The sequence below is a fragment of the Acinetobacter sp. NIPH 1852 genome (assembly GCF_022549455.1).
Classification (GTDB): Bacteria; Pseudomonadota; Gammaproteobacteria; order Pseudomonadales; family Moraxellaceae; genus Acinetobacter.
Genome location: NZ_JAKZGG010000003.1, coordinates 26,483 through 45,021, shown reverse-complemented (window position 1 = coordinate 45,021; position 18,539 = coordinate 26,483). Strand labels below are relative to the sequence as shown.

Below are 18,539 nucleotides of genomic sequence, written 5' to 3'. Positions count from 1 at the left end.
CCTTACTGCACAGTGACAGGTGTTGTTGCGTCAACCGCAACCACATGCTGAACAAAAATCCCTGGGGTAACGATGTGTTCAGGATCAAGCTGACCGAGTTCAACCACTTCAGAGACTTGAGCAATGGTGACATCCGCAGCCATGGCCATGATCGGACCAAAATTACGCGCAGATTTGTTATAGACAAGGTTGCCCCAACGATCGCCTTTGTAGGCTTTGATCAAAGCAAAGTCCGCTTTGATGGGATATTCCAGTACATAGTCTTTCCCATCGATATGACGGGTTTCTTTACCTTCTGCCAATAATGTTCCGAAGCCTGTAGGCGTAAATACCGCACCTAAACCCATACCCGCAGCTTGGATACGGCAAGCGAGATTGCCTTGTGGGACAAGTTCTAATTCAATCTTGCCTGCATGGTAGAGTTCATCGAACACCCATGAATCAGACTGGCGTGGGAAGGAACAGATGATTTTACGGACCGCCCCCGTTTTTAGGAGTTTGGCAAGACCATAATCGCCATTGCCTGCATTGTTATTGACGATAACAAGATCTTTGACACCCAGTTCAATCAGTCCATCGATCAGTTCAGCGGGTTGACCTGCTGTGCCAAAACCACCAATCATGATGGTTGAACCGTCTGTTATTTGGGATAAAACCTCGGTCAATGAGGTGCTACTCTTATCAATCATCTGCCTACTTCCTGTACGATAAGTCACTCAATCTTTCATGCCTAAAAGCGAGCCAATGAAGTTGAGTGTTCTGTTCGGATTGCTTGTATTTATTCTTGATAAATTTTGAACGTACTTCTATGCTTTAAAGTGTATTTTGTTCGATATATGATTTTTATGTTCGATGATCGAACATTATCCAAGTAAAACAGTCGCCTTTTGATTAGACTAATAATGAGAGATTAAAAAAGACGAATCGGAGTTTCACCATATGGATCATGATCAAGAAAAAACTGTTCGATTTATTCATCACAGTGAAAATAAAAAAACAATTCGGCATGAGGACTTTATTGCAGGCATTGCGAAAGGTTTAACCATTTTGGAATGTTTTGGTCCCGAACGACACCGCCTAAACATTAGTACCGCGGCGGAAAAAACGGGCATGACACGTGCCGCTGCTCGACGCCATTTACTTACTTTAGAATACTTAGGCTATTTAGAATTTGATGGGCATTATTATTTTTTAGCCCCTAAAATTCTTAAATTTTCAGGTGCTTACTTAGATGGTTCACCACTACCTAAGATCTGTCAGCCTTTACTCAATTTGCTTACCAATCAGACTTCATTAATTTATTCAGTTATGGTTTTAGATGGCTATGAAGCCATTACGATTGCACGCAGTGCGGCACATCAACAAACCGATCGAGTGAATCCATACGGTCTACACCTCGGTAATCGACTCCCTGCACATGCCACTTCAGCAGGTAAAATTTTACTTGCGCATCTTGATTTGGATGCGCAAAAACAATGGTTGGAAAAATATCCACTGAAACGATTGACCAAATATACACATACCGATAGTGAGGAATTTTTAGCACTTCTACATGAAATTAAAGAACAAGATTGGTGCTATTCATGTGAAGAACATGAGCTTGGCGTACATGCTGTTGCTGTGCCGATCTACGACTCGAATGCAGATGTTGTTGCGGCGTTAAATATTGTCTCGCCCACCATGCGTACAACAAAAGATTATTTAATCACTCATATTTTGCCTTTACTGATGGAAACCTCACGTGATTTACGCCAAGTGATCTGATCAATCGTCTCCCGCTCCTTCCAAAGTCACGCACAGCTTTGGGAGCGAGTTTCAAATTTTTATAAAAAACGCTTTTATTCTTATTGAACTTGTTCACATCCTGTTCACATCAACACTTTTAGTATAGATCTTAAAGTGGAATTGGATATTAGATATGGCTCTCTTCAAAACATTAGCAGTTTCAACGCTGACCTTAATTTCATTAGTCGGATGTAAAAGTGTTCCAAGTTATACATCTGATTATCAAAATGCAGATAAACAAATAACAGGGATCACGCTGGACAATGAAAAAGCTCAAATGATCGGCCAACGCTTCGTTACTGCTTTTAATACACTAGGAACAGATGATTTCGTAAAAAATGCAAGTCAACTTTATGCAGATCAACTTTTTATAAATGACACACTTTCTCAATTTTCCAATAAACAAGATTTAATACAACATTTTGAAGGTATGAATAAGCGTGTGAGTAATGTGACTGTAAAACTGGTCAGTGCCACACATCAAAGTGATTCAGCTTATATACATTGGTATATGGCCTATGATTTTAAAATGTTTGGTCGTACTAAATCGATGGCATCCTATGGCATCACCCAAATCAAGATCAATGGTTCAAATCAGATCGTTTTCCAACAAGATTATTGGGATCCTGCCGATGGACTTTTTCGTTCTCTGCCTTATGTCGGCAAAGCTTACTCAATGATTTTACCTTTTAAAAATAACTTAAAATCCAACTCACCCCAGTAGAAAATCATGGAAATAAATTGAGCACCTTCATAATTAAAGTGAAGGATAGATAGACAACTTAACTTTTAAATATTGAGGTCTGAGATGCGTGGTTATTACAAAAATTTATTACTGCTATCGAGTACGCTTTTTTTATTAACAACAGCCTCTCAGAGTTCTGCGAATACGCAATTGTGTAAAAATGCCGCCCTTATCGTCACCAAAAAAGAGGTCGGTAATGTGAGCTACTATGCAGCAGACTGTACACAAAAATGGGAAACGCAAGATATTCAATTAGATTTCTTATACACTCGTGACATTCCTGAATGGGCATTCAAACGTGCAGCAACACATTTCCTCAAGAAAAATATTCCTGACTATTCAGAAAACTCGCCTTTGAATCGAATTACAGCACTGTATAAACCTGTACGAAAAGGTGATCTATATTCATTAAAATACACCCAATCCAATCAAACCCTTTCATTATCTTTAAATCAAAAGCCACTGGGAAAAATCACTGACAATCAAGCCAATCAGTATTTTAAAATTTGGTTTGGAAGTTCACCATTCAATGCTAAATTAAAGCAACAACTACTAAATCAATAACTTGAATCTAATTATGAACAATCAATTTATTCTGATGGTCGAAGATCACTATGAGCTTGCTGCAACTGTATGCGAGTTTTTAGAAGAACATGGCTTTGTGATCGACCATGCGCGGAATCTAGATGCTGCAAGAAATTTTCTAAAGCAGCAACCCTATCATTTGTTATTGCTTGATATTAATTTACCTGATGGATCAGGTTATGATTTATGTGAATGGTTGCGGAATGATCAAGGCAAAGACATTCCTGTGTTGATGCTGACTGCGAGAGATACACTAGATGATAAATTAAAAGGGTTTACTGCCGGTACAGATGACTATCTGGTTAAACCTTTTGATTTTAATGAATTGGTCATGCGCATACGTGCTTTAATCAAACGCTCTCTTGGCGAAGTTTCTTCAAACAAGATTCAGATCCACGATCTTATTTTAGACAGTTCGACTCAGACCGTAACTCGTGCGGGTCAACAAATCGATTTGGCACGCATTCAATTCAAATTATTGAAAATTTTGATGCGAAACTCGCCCAAGGTCATTACCAAACAAGAAATTATTATTGAGCTTTGGGGTGATGAAGAACCTGAAAGTGATGCCTTACGCAGTCATATTTATAATTTACGTAAAATGGTCGATAAACCGTTTCAACAAAAGCTGATTCACACCGTTTCAGGTGTTGGATTAAAGGTCGCATTAGAAGATCACTCAAGTTAGTTCATATAAACAACAACAATTAGACCTGTTGTATTCTCGAGTTGAAGGTGCGGGTGTGTGTTTAAATAGTATTGTCGATCAAACAACTCTACACGCCATCCCAATTGATTACAGAGTTTCTGCACCAGTTGTAATCCAATACCATGCCCTTTTGCTTTAATTTGAAGCTGACTTGCGCTTAACTCTTGTACTTTAGAATCATTTGGCATGTTGATTCCGATACCATTATCAGCGATCACAATACTATTCTTGCGTTGAATAATATGAATATGTGTCCCTTGCGAGTAATTCAATGCATTGCGTAAAATATTGCTCAGCACCATCTTGGTCATCGAAGGATAGATAAGTCTTGGAAATTCGTGCGGATCATATTGAACCAAGATTTCAATGCCCTTGGTTTGGCCGACGGACTCGAGATCACCAACCAACTCACTGATAATATTCGATAGACAAATTTGCTCTGCCGTTAAAGTGTTGGTCGTATTCCGCGCGATTGCCAATAAAGTATCAACAAGTAATTGCATATCCTCGATGGTATTCGAAATACGGCTTAAAGATTTGTCATTGCCATAACGAGACTGACACAGTTGCACATTTCCCTTTAGGATCGTAAGCGGAGTGCGTAACTCATGGCTCACATCACCAGTAAACTCGCGTTCTCGGTTGATAAAGTCATTCAGCACTTGGTGATATTTTTCTAATGCTTGCTTGAGATATTCAGCCTCCATATTGCCATTGGTACTGATCCCTTGAAACGGAGACGCTTCTTTATTTTGATGCGCCCAGTCAATATGTTCTAAAGCATTCGCCAATCGTGTGATCGGTGAAAAATATCGTCGCGCTCGACGGTTAGACCACCATAAAAAACTATACAACACGATGAGGCTAAACATCAAAGGCGCGAGACCAAACATCCAAACGATTTTATTGACGTTGCTTTCGCCAAAAACCAGCAGTACATGCTGCCCTTTTTGTTCGCCATACACCGTCATTCGTTCTTTACCATCAACAAATATTCGATGTACCCCTGCTTTTAAAACTTGATGTTTGAACGCCAATGGCGGTGTTTCAGTTTCCCAACGATAGCCATATAAATTTTTTGTATCAGGCAGATCAGCATTGGGATTACGCTCAATTCGTATCCAATAGTGATCCATTTCTTGTTCAAGCGCTGTTTTTAACAGTGAACCCTTGATAACCCAAGCACTACAGGCTATTCCGATAATAATCGAAAGTGCGATCAGCCCAATTTGCAACCAATAATGGCGATTAAACATCTCACTGAGTGGATGCGTATTTGCATCATTTTTATTGCGTCTAAACATAGGCTGATCTACTGGCAGATTCGCATTTCATTATACGGCTTTCTTTTTGAACAGGAAGTGACCGACCACCCATTCTTGTCCTTGCTCAAAACCAAATAACTCTGCACAAGCCATGAAGAATATACGCCAACGTTGCCACCATGCCTCAGCATCTTGTGCATACACTTTTTCAAAAAGGGGTTTTAATTGTTCAGCGTTGCGATCCATATTTTCCAGCCAAGCATTGGCAGTTTTTTCATAATGAGTACCTGACCATTGCCAATGCTGTGCAAGTTCTAAATGATCTTGGAAGTGTAAAAAAGTTGAACTTGCAGGCATCAATCCACCAGAGAAAAAGTATCTCGACATCCAGTCATATTCACTTTTGATTTCAAATGGATAATGTAAAAAGCGGTGACAAAAAATATGACACCATAATAATCCATCCGTTTTAAGCCACGATTGAATTTTCTCAAACAGCTTGTGATAGTTTCTGACATGCTCAAACATTTCCACAGAAACCACGCGATCAAATGAATTCTTTGTTAACTCAAGGACATTGACATCGCAAGTAATCACTTCAATGTTATTTAAACTGCGCTTTTCAGCTTCCGCCAAGATGTGATTACGTTGGGTTGCAGAGTTGGACACTGCAGTAATTTTTGCATTGGGATAGCGTTCTGCCATCCATAATGTAAATGAACCCCAACCACATCCAAGTTCTAAGATCTGTTGACCATCCTGCAATTGCGCCCGCTCACTATAAATGTGCAGCGAAAATTCCTCTGCATCATCCAACGTGGTTTTTTCATGTGGAAAAAAACATGCACTGTATTTTAACCTTTTTCCTAAAACAGCCTGAAAAAAAGCAGTTGGCAATTCATAATGTTGCTCGTTGGCTTTGTCCGTTTCGATTGCAATTTCACTGTGCTTCAGCATGTTCAGCACATCCATATAACGTTGAGCACCTTGTTCAGGGTCATAGCGCCCTTCTTGAATCAATCGCTTTTTGCTCAATGCACGGATTGCAGCACGAATCGCTTGATCAGGTACTAGACCGCTCTCAACGAGTTTTAATGATTTTTGAATAATAAAGTCCATGCGCGTACCTACTCTTTGGGTTTCCACGGAATAAACATAGAAGTTCGTTTTTGATAATCGAGATAATTTTGACCTCGATTCTTTAAAGCCTGTTGTTCGCTAAATGGAATACCTGTGATGTAGTACAGAAACAACCACATCAATACTGGATAAATCCACAAGCTATATAAACCCGCTGCCAATCCTAAAACTGGATAAGCAAACCAATGTATCCATTCAAAAAAATAATTTGGATGACGTGAATAACGCCATAGCCCTTGATCCATGGTTTTGCCATGATTTTGCGTGTTTTGCTTAAACCGATAAAGTTGTTGATCTGCGATCACCTCACCGATAAAAGCAATTGCCATGATCATCCCCGCAATAATCAGAAAATCATTGCTTTGAACACGCCATACGGCACTTGGAACATTGAGCAAACTCCACATTGGAATCGTAAACAACATAGCCAAGCCTGCTTGAAACATAAAGAAAGCGAAAAAACCAAGATGTTGATATTTCCCCATCGCACGACGCATATTGGCATAGCGTCGATCTTCTTCATGCTCTGCTAAATAACGGCGTAACAAATGCCAACTCAAACGCAAGAACCAGATTGAACTGAATATTCCAATGAATAACTGGACATTGACTGGGGCAACATCCACCAACCATGCTGTCATGACGATATTAAGAACAATACAAAAACTCCATGCCACATCAACGATGCCTGCACGATGATTGTATGTTGCCCATAACCAACAAACGGTCATCACCACTGCATCAAGTAAAAACAATTGCCACAACATACTGCCTCCTTAATGCATCAAATAAGTGACTTATTAATACGGAGTTGCTTCGAACAAGAGATGCACATCACTGATCACCCCTTCTTTAAAGCCGCCTTCGCAATAACAAAGATAGAAATCCCACATTCGAATAAAGTTTTCATCAAAACCTAGTGCTAAAACTTGCGCTTTGGCATTTAAAAACCGCTCCCGCCATTGATGAATGGTTTCCGCATAGCTCAAACCAATATCTTCAAGATGTTTTAAACGTAACTGTTGTTCAGATGCAGCTTGAGTCAACACACTGATACACGGAATAAAACTGCCAGGGAAAATGTAGCGTTTAATATAATCCACGGTATGCAACGCTTTTTTATAACGTGCGTCTTCAATCGTGATCGCTTGAATCAAGCCCAAGCCATTGGGTTTTAATAAAGATCTACATTTATTAAAATAGGTCGATAAATATTGCTCGCCCACCGCTTCGATCATCTCGATAGAGACTAATTTATCGAACTTGCCTTCCAATAAACGATAGTCTTTAAGTTGAACATCTACACGGTGGCTCAAGCCAGTATCTGCAATGCGTTTGGTTGCTTCGTCATATTGAGCTTGTGAAATCGTAATGGTGGTGACTTTACAACCGTAATTTTGCGCGGCATAAATTGCAAAACCACCCCAACCGCTTCCAATCTCAACCAAATGATCCATCGGCTTGAGTTGTAGTTTTTGGCAGATCAATTCTTTTTTATAATCTGAGGCTTGTTCTAAAGTCATGTCCTTGTGCTGATACACCGCACTGGAGTACATCATTGAAGAATCGAGAAATAACTTAAAAAAATCATTGCTCAGGTCATAGTGTTCAGCAATATTTTTACGGCTGCCTGTGAGTGAGTTTTTGCGGGTTTTATACCACGCTTTTAAAGCCAGTTGACTCGCTTGAGAAATGACATTTTGGTTGATTTTGTCTAGCACATGACGATTTCTCGCCAATATCTGAATCACTTCAACTAAATGTTCACTGCTCCAATAGCCTTGAATATAGCCTTCAGCTGCGCCGAGCACACCATTTTTAAAAATGAGATTGATTAACTCTTTATTATGAACCTCTATCGTCGCTTCTAAATCAGAAACCTCACCAACAGTACCATTCCATTCTCCACGAAAATGGATTTGACCATGACGAAGTTTCAGCAAGCTTCGTAGAACCAAAGGCAGTGAATCGTGTTCACCGAAAATTAGCGTTTTCATCATGTTGTTTTAAATCCTTATCTTTTTTAGGATGCCGATAAAAAGGAACTTTCTTTCGCCATAGATGAAATGCTTGTATATAAATTGAAGCTAACATCTTGAAAGGTTCGAAGGCATGATGAATAGCATATCGATTGAGCTGTGAAGGAAGTGTGATGTTCACCAAGTTGAATCGCATCGTTGCATCAAAAATCATTTTTTGCGACTGATACAGTTGCATATGAATGACATGCTGCACGTCAGAAAAACTAAACTTCCATTTATATTGAATGTCCATCGGCATAAATGGAGAAACATGGAAGCTTTTCTCAAACTCGAACTCTACCGCCTCATATTGGCTGTGATTTTCTAATTTATGTCGGCAATCATGTACATAGACTTTCCGTTCATTCCACGGCGTATTGCTAATCTCAGTTAATATAAAAATAGGTTGTTGCTGCTGATTGAGAACAAAATAAAACACCACCGAATTGAAACTAAAACCAAGCGTTCGCGGTAAAGCCAATACACGAATTTCTGCTTGAGCTGACAAAATGGTATCGGCTTGCTGCAACAGGATTTTTTTTATTTTCTGTCTGATCGTCCCTGTATGCTCTCGAAGAAAATCATCTTCATAAATATTTAAAACATTCCAGCGACGTGTAGAACACAGCCATGATTTGCCCAAATTTGCCGTTATTTGATCGGGATCAAAGCATAGATAACTCAACGATGCCTCGAAGTGATGTAGTTTGGGCGCAAAACGGCGATGCCTGATTTTTGCTTTTGCGATCGAAAGTGAAGCTTCAAACATATCATTCGCTCCGTATCAATCAGACAGCGTCAATAACTGTGCTACAACACGTTCAGCGCTTTTAGCTCCATCCTCATGGAATCCCCATCCCCAATACGCGCCACAAAAGGAACTGCGATTTTTGCCATTTAGTTCATGCCAACGTGCTTGTGCTTGGATTGCTTTTTTGTCAAATACAGGATGTCGATAATGACGTTCGACATAAATCTTGTTTTTTGCAATTGGCATATTTGGATTGAGTGTCGAAAACACCTGTGTTTTACACGGTAGATTCTGCAAGCTGTTCATCCAATAGGTAAATCCATAATGCACATTATTCACTTTAGATTTTTTATTAGACTGATCTTGGGCTGTCACATGCACATGCCAACTCGCCCACTGTGATCGACGTTTTGGCATGATCGAGCTATCACTGTGTACGACCATAAAATTATCTTGATAATCGAAACTTCCCAATATTTCCTGCTCTACTTTTGAAGGTTTTTGGATCAGCTTTAACGTATCATCCGCGTGACTGGCAAACACAACCCAATCAAAAGTTTCCTGATTTTTTTCGGTAATAATCGTAACGGAATCATCAGCACGTATTACCTGTTGCACTGGGGCATTCTTCCACTGTATGGAAGGACAAGCTTTTTGAATGGCTCGGATGTAAGAAGCCGATCCACCTTTTACCGTCTGCCATTGCGGTCGATCTTTTAATTGCAACATACGGTGGTGTTGAAAAAAACTCACCACAAACTTATAAGGGATTTTGCCCACTTGATCGACAGGACTTGACCAAAGCGCGCCACACATCGGATACAAATGTTCTTCTCTAAATGCTTGAGAATAATCATTTCGATTTAAATAGTCTTCAATTGTTAAATCAGCATCACACTCATCTACCGAAACATCTTTATTGTCCTGATAAAAACGAATTAAATCAGACAACATGATCCGAAATTTTTTATTTAAAAAGTTTTGTGGTCTGCTCAATAATGACCATTTTTTTGAAGGGTTGTACTGTAGCCCTGTCACCTGATTATTAACTGAAAAACTCATATCACTGCTCTGAGCTTTTACTTGCAATTCAGCAATCATGGCGCTGAATAAGGGATAGTTATAATCATTAAACACAATAAAACCGCTATCAACCGCCACGTTTTTATCATCAATCGATAAATCATGCGTATCAGTATGACCACCAAAATAATTTTCTTTCTCAAAGATCGTTACTTGATGCTGTTTAGATAATTTCCACGCAGCATACATGCCTGAAATACCAGAGCCTACGATTGCAATCTTCATCAAGACTCCTTGCTATGAATTTTATTTGAGTTCATTTTGAATTTTTTGAGTTGGCTTTTACGTGCAGTGTAAATACGTTGTGGCACAGGCTTTATTCCCCATATCAGTCCCAGCCAAGACATGGCTTTTAAAAGATAATAGGTAATATCTATTTGCCACCAAAAGAAACCCTGTCTGGTACTACCTGCATAATAGTGGTGGTTGTTATGCCATCCCTCACCTAATGTGATAATGGATAGGAATAGATTATTTCGACTATTGTCTGGGGTTTCAAAGTCCCGACTGCCATAGAGGTGCGCAAGCGAATTAATACACAAAGTCGCATGGATCAACAAAACAGTTGAAACAACAAACCCCCAAACCAGCAACTGTAAACCCGATGTCCCTAAGCTTGGATAAGTAACAGCTACCCACTCGCCGAAAGCGTAAATAGCCAAAGCTGTAATGAGTACTACAGGCAAACTAAAACGATCTAGCCAAACGATCTCAGGAAATTTGAGCCAGTCTTTGATCACTTCTTTACGGGTAGAAAAATTCTGCTCATTTAAAAACCAACCCACATGGCTGTACCAAAACCCATGTTTTGATGAATGCGGATCTTGATCCGTATCGGTATATCGATGGTGATAACGATGATGTGCCGCCCACCATAGTGGACCGCGTTGAGCGCTCATTGTGCCAATCAGCACAAAAATAAATTGTACGATTCTCGAAGTCTGAAATGTTTTATGCGATAGATAGCGATGGAAGAATGCTGTAATCGCGAACATACGAATGAAATAGAAGAACAGCATAAAACCCACAGCAAACCAAGACACTCCAACCCAAAAGATGGCTAAACATGCGAGATGCAATATGATAAAAGGTAGAATTCTGAGCCACTGAATTTTGGCATCTTTGAAAGTCTTTAAAGTATCAAACTCATTTGTCTCGGAAGCATGCGTTATCGACCAACTGTCTATCCATCGCAGAAAAAATTTAAGCATTGATTCTTCCTGACCCATCTCTTTTTTATAGTTATGATTGTAGTTAATTTGACATGAAATTTATGTGAAGCTCAAACGCAATTGATTAAGCTACCATGCTCATCATAGTATAAAATTATTGAATAAGCATATATTTTTGTTGATTTTTATATCTTTAAACTAAAAATTGATTTCGTTGCTATATCGAAGAAAATTGGATTGATACATAAAAAAGCGAGTCACATCGAACTCGCTTTTTTACACTCATCTTAAATTAACTTTTCAGATGAGGATTTTCTGGGATCAAATCATTTTCTAAATGCTCATCAAAGATATCAGTCAGCATGCTGTCATAGCGTTTTGCGTTGTATTGCAAGAGCTTTTCTGCTTCGCTTGAGTCAATGAAACCAACCGATACTGCATCCGCAATGTGCTCTTCGAAAGTAAGCCCTTTAAACTGATCTTTGGATTCAGCTTTTTTAAACTTATTCCATAGGGGTTGCACAGTGAGCAACATTTGGAAAGTTGACTCCATTCGTCCCATAACATCATCTGCTTCAGTCGTATAATAAACATGTTTTTTCAACTCTTCGCGGAACGCATGTTCCTGTAGAAGTAATTGAGCAACGTCTTGTTTAAGTTGATCCGAAGGTTTTGAAATAGGTCGACCAAATGGGAAACAAATCAATTTCACCAACTGAGCTGCAATCTTGACTGGAAAATTCTCGTAAAATCCGAAAAATGCTTCTTGTGCATTATATAACGCTTTATTTAATGCCAATTCTGCATGCTTCTGTTCAGCCTCAGTTCGTTGACCATTTTCATAATATTTTAAAATCGCAGTTGCGATGAATAAATAAGAATGGATATCAGCCAAACGCCCTGAAAGCATTTCTTTACGTTTTAAATCCCCCGCCAAAATACCAAGTGCCATATCTGCTGTTAAGGCAAAATCTGCACTCATACGATTGATGATGCTGTAGTAAGGTTTTGAAAATTGATCCGACTGTTTAGAGCCATGATCTGAGCCACCTGTGATGCCAAATGCAACTGCTTTTGCTGCACGGTTGAATGTATAAGCAAGGTGTTTAAACAATAGTGGATTAAATTGTTTTAAGGCAGATGCTTTATCTTCCGATTGCAACAACTGTAACTCTTCGAATAAATAGGGATGACAACGCATCGAACCTTGACCAAAAATCATCAACGAACGTGTCAGAATATTGGCACCCTCAACCGTAATCGCAACTGGAATTGATTGATAAGTTAATGCAAGGAAATTACGCGGCCCAAGTTGAATTGCACGTCCACCTACGACGTCCATGCCATGATTAATGACTTTTCTCATCGCTTCAGTGGCATAGTACTTCGCCATCGCGGTCATTACTGCGGGTGTTCCGCCTTGGTTCAAACCACAGGTTACTAAGTAGCGGAATGACTCCAACATATAAGCATCACTGGCAATATCGCTGGTGGCTTCTTGCACTCCTTCGAACTGCCCAACAGACACTTTGAACTGCTGACGAACACTGGCAAAAGCACCGACCAACAGATAACTCATTTCACCCGCAGCCGTTGCCAATGCAGGCAGTGAAATACCACGACCAACACCTAAACATTCCATCAGCATGCGCCAGCCTTTACCTGCATTTTGCTGACCACCAATAATCCAATCGATCGGGATAAAAATATCTGTCCCTTCAACAGTACCATTCATAAATGGTGCACCGGGATTGTGTCTTGCTCCAATTTTTATGCCTTCGTGACTTGCAGGGATTAAGGCACAGGTAATGCCATATTCGACTTTGCTTTTGTCCCCTAACAAGCCATCTGGATCATGGAGTTTAAACGCCAAACCAATGACAGTTGCAATCGGTGCAAGTGTGATCCAGCGCTTGGAAAAATTCATTTTCAGACCAAGGACTTCTTGACCTTGATATGTTCCATAACACACCACACCTGTATCTGGAATCGCGCCAGCATCTGAACCCGCTTCTGGACTGGTTAAACCAAAACATGGTACTTCCGTTCCGTTTGCTAAACCGGGCAAATAACGCTGCTTCTGTGCTTCTGTTCCATAATGCAGCAACAACTCACCGGGACCCAATGAATTTGGAACCATACAACTCACAGCAGCAGTCAATGAACGCGAAGCAATCTTGCTCATAATTCGGCTTTGTGCAAAAGGCGAGAATTCTTTGCCCCCAAATGACTTGGGAATAATTAACCCTAAAAAGCCTTTATCTTTGACGAACTGCCAAACTTCAGGCGGCAAGTCTTTATCTTGGTGATGAATTTTCCATTCATCTAGCATTGAGCACAATTGCTGTACTTCATTATCTATAAATGATTGTTCTTCTACTGAAAGCTGAGGATAAGGATACTCATCAAATTTTTCCCAGTCGGGAGAACCCATGAATAACTCCTTTTCCCACCAGCTTGTACCTGCTTCTAACGCCTCTCTTTCTGTGCTGCTCATACTTGGCATCGCTTTGGAGAGTATGTTGAAAGCGGGACGACTAATAAGTGCTTCACGCAAGGGAGGAATGAGTAAAATCACACTCATCAAGATGATCGGTAGCCCAATCAACAAACTCCACGGTGTGATAAAAACACTACACAGGATAGCGATGAGGATAGAAAGAATACTACCGGTTGTTCGATTGAGTTCGAAATAAAATACAGCCCACAGTATAACAAACTGAATCAACAAGCTAAGCAATATCAATAATAGAGTCATGGTTGCTCCTTTGGCTTGAACTTGAACTGAGAAAATGAAGTCTAATTAATTAACTTTCTAATTGAATCTAGTCTTGAATTAGTGAAGAAAGAGTGAAATTTTATTGTACAGAGAGTTTTTTTATTTTCCCTATAAGCTACCAAACATTACATAATTCTTGCAAAACAAAACCTAAGTAAAAAAGAGCGATTATTTTAATATATCTTTTATACAACACGATATATCAGCACGATTATTTAAAGTATCGATAAAAAAATTAAATAGATATATAAACAACAACTCAAAATAAATATTAATTTATATATCAATTAGATAAATAAAAATAATCATCATTACTTGTAGTGCTTGCATCACCAAAAAATTTAATTACATTTAAAAGTTATTTTCCATTATTATTAAAAAGAATGATTTTAAACATGGATCTATAAAAACTCGTTATTTAAAAAATACTTCTAGAATATTTCACCCATCAATTACACCTAAATTAAACAAGATGTTTTTATCACAGTGCTTCGTTTCAATATCAAAGCGTTGCTAACAATAAAACAGCTTAGAGTGTATATGACAGCTCAGATAACCATTAAAACTCTAGCGCTAAAATATCACTTTAGCTGGATAATAAAGACTAAAAAGCTAGAGTTCCCTATTTATGCAATCGCATGATTTAGAAAACTCTAGCTCACCTTCCATTACAGATTGTAAATCACTTCATCATTATTCAGACTCTTTGTATTTACTTAACGATCATATCCGCCCATTCAACAAACGGGTTATCAAACTTTTCCCATTCTTCTGCACCTAATGCCATTTCGTCATCCGTTAATAAACAAGCATCGAATTGTTGGACTAAATTTGATTCATCCATATCCATGCCAATCAATACGATTTCTTGACGTGCATCACCCGTTAACTCATCCCAGTTTTTCTCTATAGCTTCACGACTGGGTTGATCTTCAGGCCAATGCTCATCACCTACAGCCGCCCACCAATAACCTGCGACACTATGTCGCGCCATCGCGCCTGCCTGAGACCAAGTGCCTGCAAACTCAGGATTGGATGCCAACCAAAAGAAGCCTTTTGAGCGAATAACGCCTTTCCATTCTGAGTTTACAAAATCAAAAAAACGCTGGGGATTAAAAGGTTTTCTGGCACGATAAACAAAACTGCGAATGCCATATTCTTCTGTTTCAGGAGTATGCTCACCTCTGAGTTCTTTTAGCCAACCTGGTGCTTGTGCCGCTTCATTAAAATCAAAGAGATTGGTGTTTAATATACGATCTAAATCCACTTGACCAAAAGCTGAAATTTCAATTTTTGCTCTCGGATTGAGTGAATGTAAAATTCCAAATAACTGTTCTTTTTCTTGAGCATTAATTAAATCAACTTTATTTAATACGATCACATCACAAAACTCGATTTGATCAATCAAAAGGTCAACTACATTTCGCCCATCTTCTTCCCCGAGTGATTCGCCTCGCGATTGCAAACTATCCAGCGAACTGTAATCTTTTAAAAAATTATAGGCATCGACCACCGTGACCATGGTATCGAGACGAGCAAACTCACTCAGTGAAACACCATTTTCATCTTCAAAAGTAAAGGTTTCAGCAACAGGTAGTGGCTCAGAAATTCCCGTTGATTCAATCACCAATTGATCGAAACGATTGTCTTCAGCTAAACGGCGAACTTCAATGAGCAAATCCTCTCTCAAGGTACAGCAAATACAACCATTACTCATTTCCACTAGCTTTTCATCGGTTCGTGACAACTCTGCGCCACCCTCACGTACCAAAGCGGCATCAATATTGACTTCTGACATATCATTCACGATCACTGCGATTTTTCGCCCTTCACGATTATTCAATATATGATTAAGTAACGTGGTTTTTCCTGCGCCCAAAAATCCTGATAAAACGGTGACAGGTAGCTTAGATGGAGTGGCTAAAGAATGATTCATTGGCTTTCTCACTTTTTAAATTTGCTGGGTTTCATGTTTGGAAGTACATGAAAAACATTGACCTAATACTTCTAAATATTGGTATTTAGGATTAAACTTTTTGGCTTTGATGGAGGATTCCACACAGTTTTTAAGCTGTGGAATCACAATACTTTGTACCTGTTGACACTCTGTACACACGGTAAAAAGTTGGTAATTCGCTGTGATTTCAGCTTGACTGAGGACATACATATTCAATGTATTGAGTTTTACGATCAGGCATTGCTCTGAGAGTTTTTTAAGAATGCGATAGATTTGGATCGGTGCATGAAAGCCGTAGGGCTTTGCCTTTTCTAACAACTCATAAGCACTCATGGCTTTGTTTTCTGTTTTTAATATGTCTAGAATACTTTGCTGGGCTATGGTTCGTTTCATTGCGATTTACTCATTGTTATTATTAAAAAACTATTCATGCACGGTGATGATGTGTAACGGTGATCGCCCCCCCATGTACGATATCCTGCCGCATCGATATGAATTTGTCCTGATGCATAAACACCTAAACCCATATTCAGTGCTGCACCTTTCTCACGCCAAAACTGACAAAGTTTAGTTTTTGTTTTCTCGATACGGATCTGTTCAATCGGATCTGGTTTTTCACTGCCAATGCGAAAATCGAGTGCCGCATTAAAGACGTGTTTAGATGCGCCCGCTCCGCCAGCACACTGATTTAAAGCATAGCTTCGATAGACCGATGTCACCGTAAATTGATCTATCAACTTTTTTTCAACAAATTGATTGAGAATAGTTAAAGTTGGAACAATGTTGCGCCATAACTCTCTTGGTGGAACTTCATATTCGGCATAATTGCATTTCTGCCAATCTCTAGCGGTCTGAAAAAATTCAGCGTCTGGAACGTAAGAATCAACGCCCTGAGCTTTTAAAAAATGTTTATATGCCATTATTTGTTGTTGATGCTCGGCTTGATTCGCCCATTGTAAGTAAGAAGATGGTAGGCGCTTTTCTTGTAGGATAATTTTTGGAATAACCTGTTTCTGTTCAAGCTTGGGTTGCTGATTTAGCTGAGCCGCTTTATCAGGGTAATGACATGCAGAAAGACAACTAATGAATCCAAGCAGATAGATTTTGTTCATTTTGATTTGCCAGCGTCTCTCAAAGTAAATTAACGACACAACGAGCTTGTCGATACTTGTTGTTATGTTATAACATTACATTAAGCATTACAACGTAAGCAAACAAACAAATGAATCTTGCTCTCCCCGATATTTCTGCTGAATCTACCTTACCGAAAGCATATAGCCATTCCCTTGACTGGGTCGGTATGGAAAACATTGCGCTACCAGTACATATCGAAAATACACGTTGCCCAAGCCAAATCAATGCCTTTGTCAGCCTAGATGACCCTTTCGCCAAAGGCATTCACATGTCGCGTTTATATACCCGACTTTTAGAATTGACCAATATAAAAAATCTCAGCCTATTTGATATCAAACACGTTTTAAAAGACTTTTTGGAAAGCCACAAAGATTTATCGACAAATGCAAAAATCGAAATTCATAGCGAACTGTATATCGAACGACCAGCCTTAATCAGTAAGCTATCGGGCTGGAAAAGCTATCCTTTTGTTCTGTCATGCCAACTTTTAAAGGATCAATTTGAAGCGAGACTAAAAGTCGAGATTCCCTATTCTTCCACCTGTCCTTGTTCCGCGGCGCTCGCTAGAAATATTATTCAACAACGATTTCAAACGGCGTTGGCTAATCAAGAAATCAGTTTAGATCAGCAACAAATCGTAGATTGGCTCAATACCACGGACGCGATCGCCGCAACCCCGCATAGTCAAAGAAGCTTTGCCATTCTCAATTTCAAACTCGATCAGAATATTAAACACATCCCGTTAATTTTATTCATTAATCAAGCTGAACAGTCACTCATGACAGCCGTGCAAACTGCGGTAAAACGTATTGATGAACAAGCATTTGCAGTCGCCAATGGTCAAAACCTTATGTTTTGTGAAGATGCATTACGACGTCTCTATGGCACATTTCTACAGCATAAAAATATCAAAGGCTTCAATTTTAAAGTCATTCATGCCGAAAGTTTGCATGCACATGACGCTGTGGCTCGGGGTTCATGGCAATGGTAGACCTTTCAATTTTCGAGCGCATGGAACACGGCGCCTTAGGACAAAAGTTTGATTTCAATAGTGTTTTTGAGCAGATCAAGTGGAATCAAGATGACCTGATCCCTGCCATCACGCAAGATCACCATACCAAAGATGTACTAATGATGGCTTGGGTCAATGCCGAATCTTTAATCGAAACATTGACATCAAAACAAGTGTGTTACTGGTCGCGCTCACGTAAATGTTTGTGGCGAAAAGGCGAAAGTTCAGGTCATCGGCAGCATTTGATTGAAGCCAGACTTGATTGTGATGGCGATAGCCTTTTGTTTCTGGTCAATCAAATCGGCCCTGCTTGCCACACCCAACGCCCCAACTGTTTTTATCTTGGTCTGAAAGGTGATCAGGTCGAGATTTTAACCCAACCGATGATTTAACTTTTTTAA

General features: G+C 39.4%; 18 protein-coding genes. 6 read left to right on the top strand and 12 right to left on the bottom strand.

The window, feature by feature from the left end; translation table 11 throughout:
* Positions 1-2: 2 nt before the first annotated feature.
* The gene (locus tag MMO38_RS03440; RefSeq protein ID WP_241322558.1) at positions 3-689 is read right to left on the bottom strand and encodes a 3-oxoacid CoA-transferase subunit A; all 687 of its coding nucleotides are present in this window, start codon (positions 687-689) and stop codon (positions 3-5) included.
* Between the two features lie 250 nt (positions 690-939).
* On the opposite strand from MMO38_RS03440, the gene pcaU reads away from it, so the two are divergent.
* The 4 genes from pcaU (at position 940) to MMO38_RS03420 (ending at position 3,803) form a co-directional block, all read left to right on the top strand.
* Complete coding sequence (gene pcaU, locus MMO38_RS03435) at positions 940-1,764, top strand: IclR family transcriptional regulator PcaU (protein WP_241322557.1); 825 nt, start codon at positions 940-942, stop codon at positions 1,762-1,764.
* 154 nt (positions 1,765-1,918) lie between these two features.
* Entirely contained in the window at positions 1,919-2,509 is a 591-nt protein-coding gene (locus MMO38_RS03430; protein WP_241322556.1) for a nuclear transport factor 2 family protein, read from the top strand.
* An 84-nt stretch (positions 2,510-2,593) separates the two neighbouring features.
* A complete protein-coding gene (locus MMO38_RS03425; RefSeq protein ID WP_241322555.1) occupies positions 2,594-3,094 on the top strand; it encodes a chalcone isomerase family protein in 501 nt (166 codons plus the stop codon).
* Between the two features lie 13 nt (positions 3,095-3,107).
* A complete protein-coding gene (locus tag MMO38_RS03420; protein WP_241322554.1) occupies positions 3,108-3,803 on the top strand; it encodes a response regulator transcription factor in 696 nt (231 codons plus the stop codon).
* On the opposite strand, the gene MMO38_RS03415 is transcribed toward MMO38_RS03420, so the two are convergent.
* The 11 genes from MMO38_RS03415 to MMO38_RS03365 all read right to left on the bottom strand — a co-directional run bounded on the left by MMO38_RS03415 (position 3,800) and on the right by MMO38_RS03365 (position 17,104).
* Positions 3,800-5,128, bottom strand: coding sequence for a HAMP domain-containing sensor histidine kinase (locus MMO38_RS03415; protein ID WP_241322553.1), 1,329 nt, complete (start codon positions 5,126-5,128; stop codon positions 3,800-3,802). The two genes, MMO38_RS03420 and MMO38_RS03415, sit on opposite strands and share 4 nt — an antisense overlap.
* Positions 5,129-5,158: 30 nt before the next feature.
* Complete coding sequence (locus MMO38_RS03410) at positions 5,159-6,208, bottom strand: cyclopropane-fatty-acyl-phospholipid synthase family protein (RefSeq protein ID WP_241322552.1); 1,050 nt, start codon at positions 6,206-6,208, stop codon at positions 5,159-5,161.
* Between the two features lie 8 nt (positions 6,209-6,216).
* Entirely contained in the window at positions 6,217-6,996 is a 780-nt protein-coding gene (locus MMO38_RS03405; protein WP_241322551.1) for a DUF1295 domain-containing protein, read from the bottom strand.
* A gap of 33 nt (positions 6,997-7,029) precedes the next feature.
* On the bottom strand, positions 7,030-8,229 hold the full coding sequence (locus MMO38_RS03400) for a cyclopropane-fatty-acyl-phospholipid synthase family protein (protein ID WP_241322550.1): 1,200 nt from the start codon (positions 8,227-8,229) through the stop codon (positions 7,030-7,032).
* Positions 8,204-9,019 carry a DUF1365 domain-containing protein gene (locus tag MMO38_RS03395; protein WP_241322549.1) on the bottom strand — a complete coding sequence of 272 codons (816 nt, stop codon included), beginning with the start codon at positions 9,017-9,019 and terminating at the stop codon, positions 8,204-8,206. Before MMO38_RS03395 ends, MMO38_RS03400 begins: the two co-directional genes overlap by 26 nt.
* Positions 9,020-9,034: 15 nt before the next feature.
* Complete coding sequence (locus tag MMO38_RS03390) at positions 9,035-10,309, bottom strand: NAD(P)-binding protein (protein WP_241322548.1); 1,275 nt, start codon at positions 10,307-10,309, stop codon at positions 9,035-9,037.
* Positions 10,309-11,295, bottom strand: a complete 987-nt coding sequence (locus MMO38_RS03385) for an acyl-CoA desaturase (RefSeq protein ID WP_241322547.1) — start codon at positions 11,293-11,295, stop codon at positions 10,309-10,311. The genes MMO38_RS03390 and MMO38_RS03385 overlap by 1 nt, the downstream gene beginning before the upstream one ends.
* A 253-nt stretch (positions 11,296-11,548) precedes the next feature.
* A complete protein-coding gene (locus MMO38_RS03380; RefSeq protein WP_241322546.1) occupies positions 11,549-14,014 on the bottom strand; it encodes an acyl-CoA dehydrogenase in 2,466 nt (821 codons plus the stop codon).
* Between the two features lie 733 nt (positions 14,015-14,747).
* Positions 14,748-15,971 carry a zinc metallochaperone GTPase ZigA gene (zigA, locus tag MMO38_RS03375; protein ID WP_241322545.1) on the bottom strand — a complete coding sequence of 408 codons (1,224 nt, stop codon included), beginning with the start codon at positions 15,969-15,971 and terminating at the stop codon, positions 14,748-14,750.
* Between the two features lie 15 nt (positions 15,972-15,986).
* Positions 15,987-16,385 (bottom strand): transcriptional repressor, encoded by a 399-nt coding sequence (locus tag MMO38_RS03370; protein WP_241322544.1) that lies wholly within the window; start codon positions 16,383-16,385, stop codon positions 15,987-15,989.
* The gene (locus MMO38_RS03365) at positions 16,382-17,104 is read right to left on the bottom strand and encodes a D-Ala-D-Ala carboxypeptidase family metallohydrolase (RefSeq protein ID WP_241322543.1); all 723 of its coding nucleotides are present in this window, start codon (positions 17,102-17,104) and stop codon (positions 16,382-16,384) included. The genes MMO38_RS03370 and MMO38_RS03365 overlap by 4 nt, the downstream gene beginning before the upstream one ends.
* 110 nt (positions 17,105-17,214) lie before the next feature.
* On the opposite strand from MMO38_RS03365, the gene folE2 reads away from it, so the two are divergent.
* Together folE2 and hisI are read left to right on the top strand one after the other, a co-directional pair.
* The gene (gene folE2, locus MMO38_RS03360; protein ID WP_241322542.1) at positions 17,215-18,117 is read left to right on the top strand and encodes a GTP cyclohydrolase FolE2; all 903 of its coding nucleotides are present in this window, start codon (positions 17,215-17,217) and stop codon (positions 18,115-18,117) included.
* Positions 18,111-18,530, top strand: a complete 420-nt coding sequence (hisI, locus tag MMO38_RS03355; protein WP_241322700.1) for a phosphoribosyl-AMP cyclohydrolase — start codon at positions 18,111-18,113, stop codon at positions 18,528-18,530. Before folE2 ends, hisI begins: the two co-directional genes overlap by 7 nt.
* The last annotated feature ends 9 nt before the right edge of the window (positions 18,531-18,539 follow it).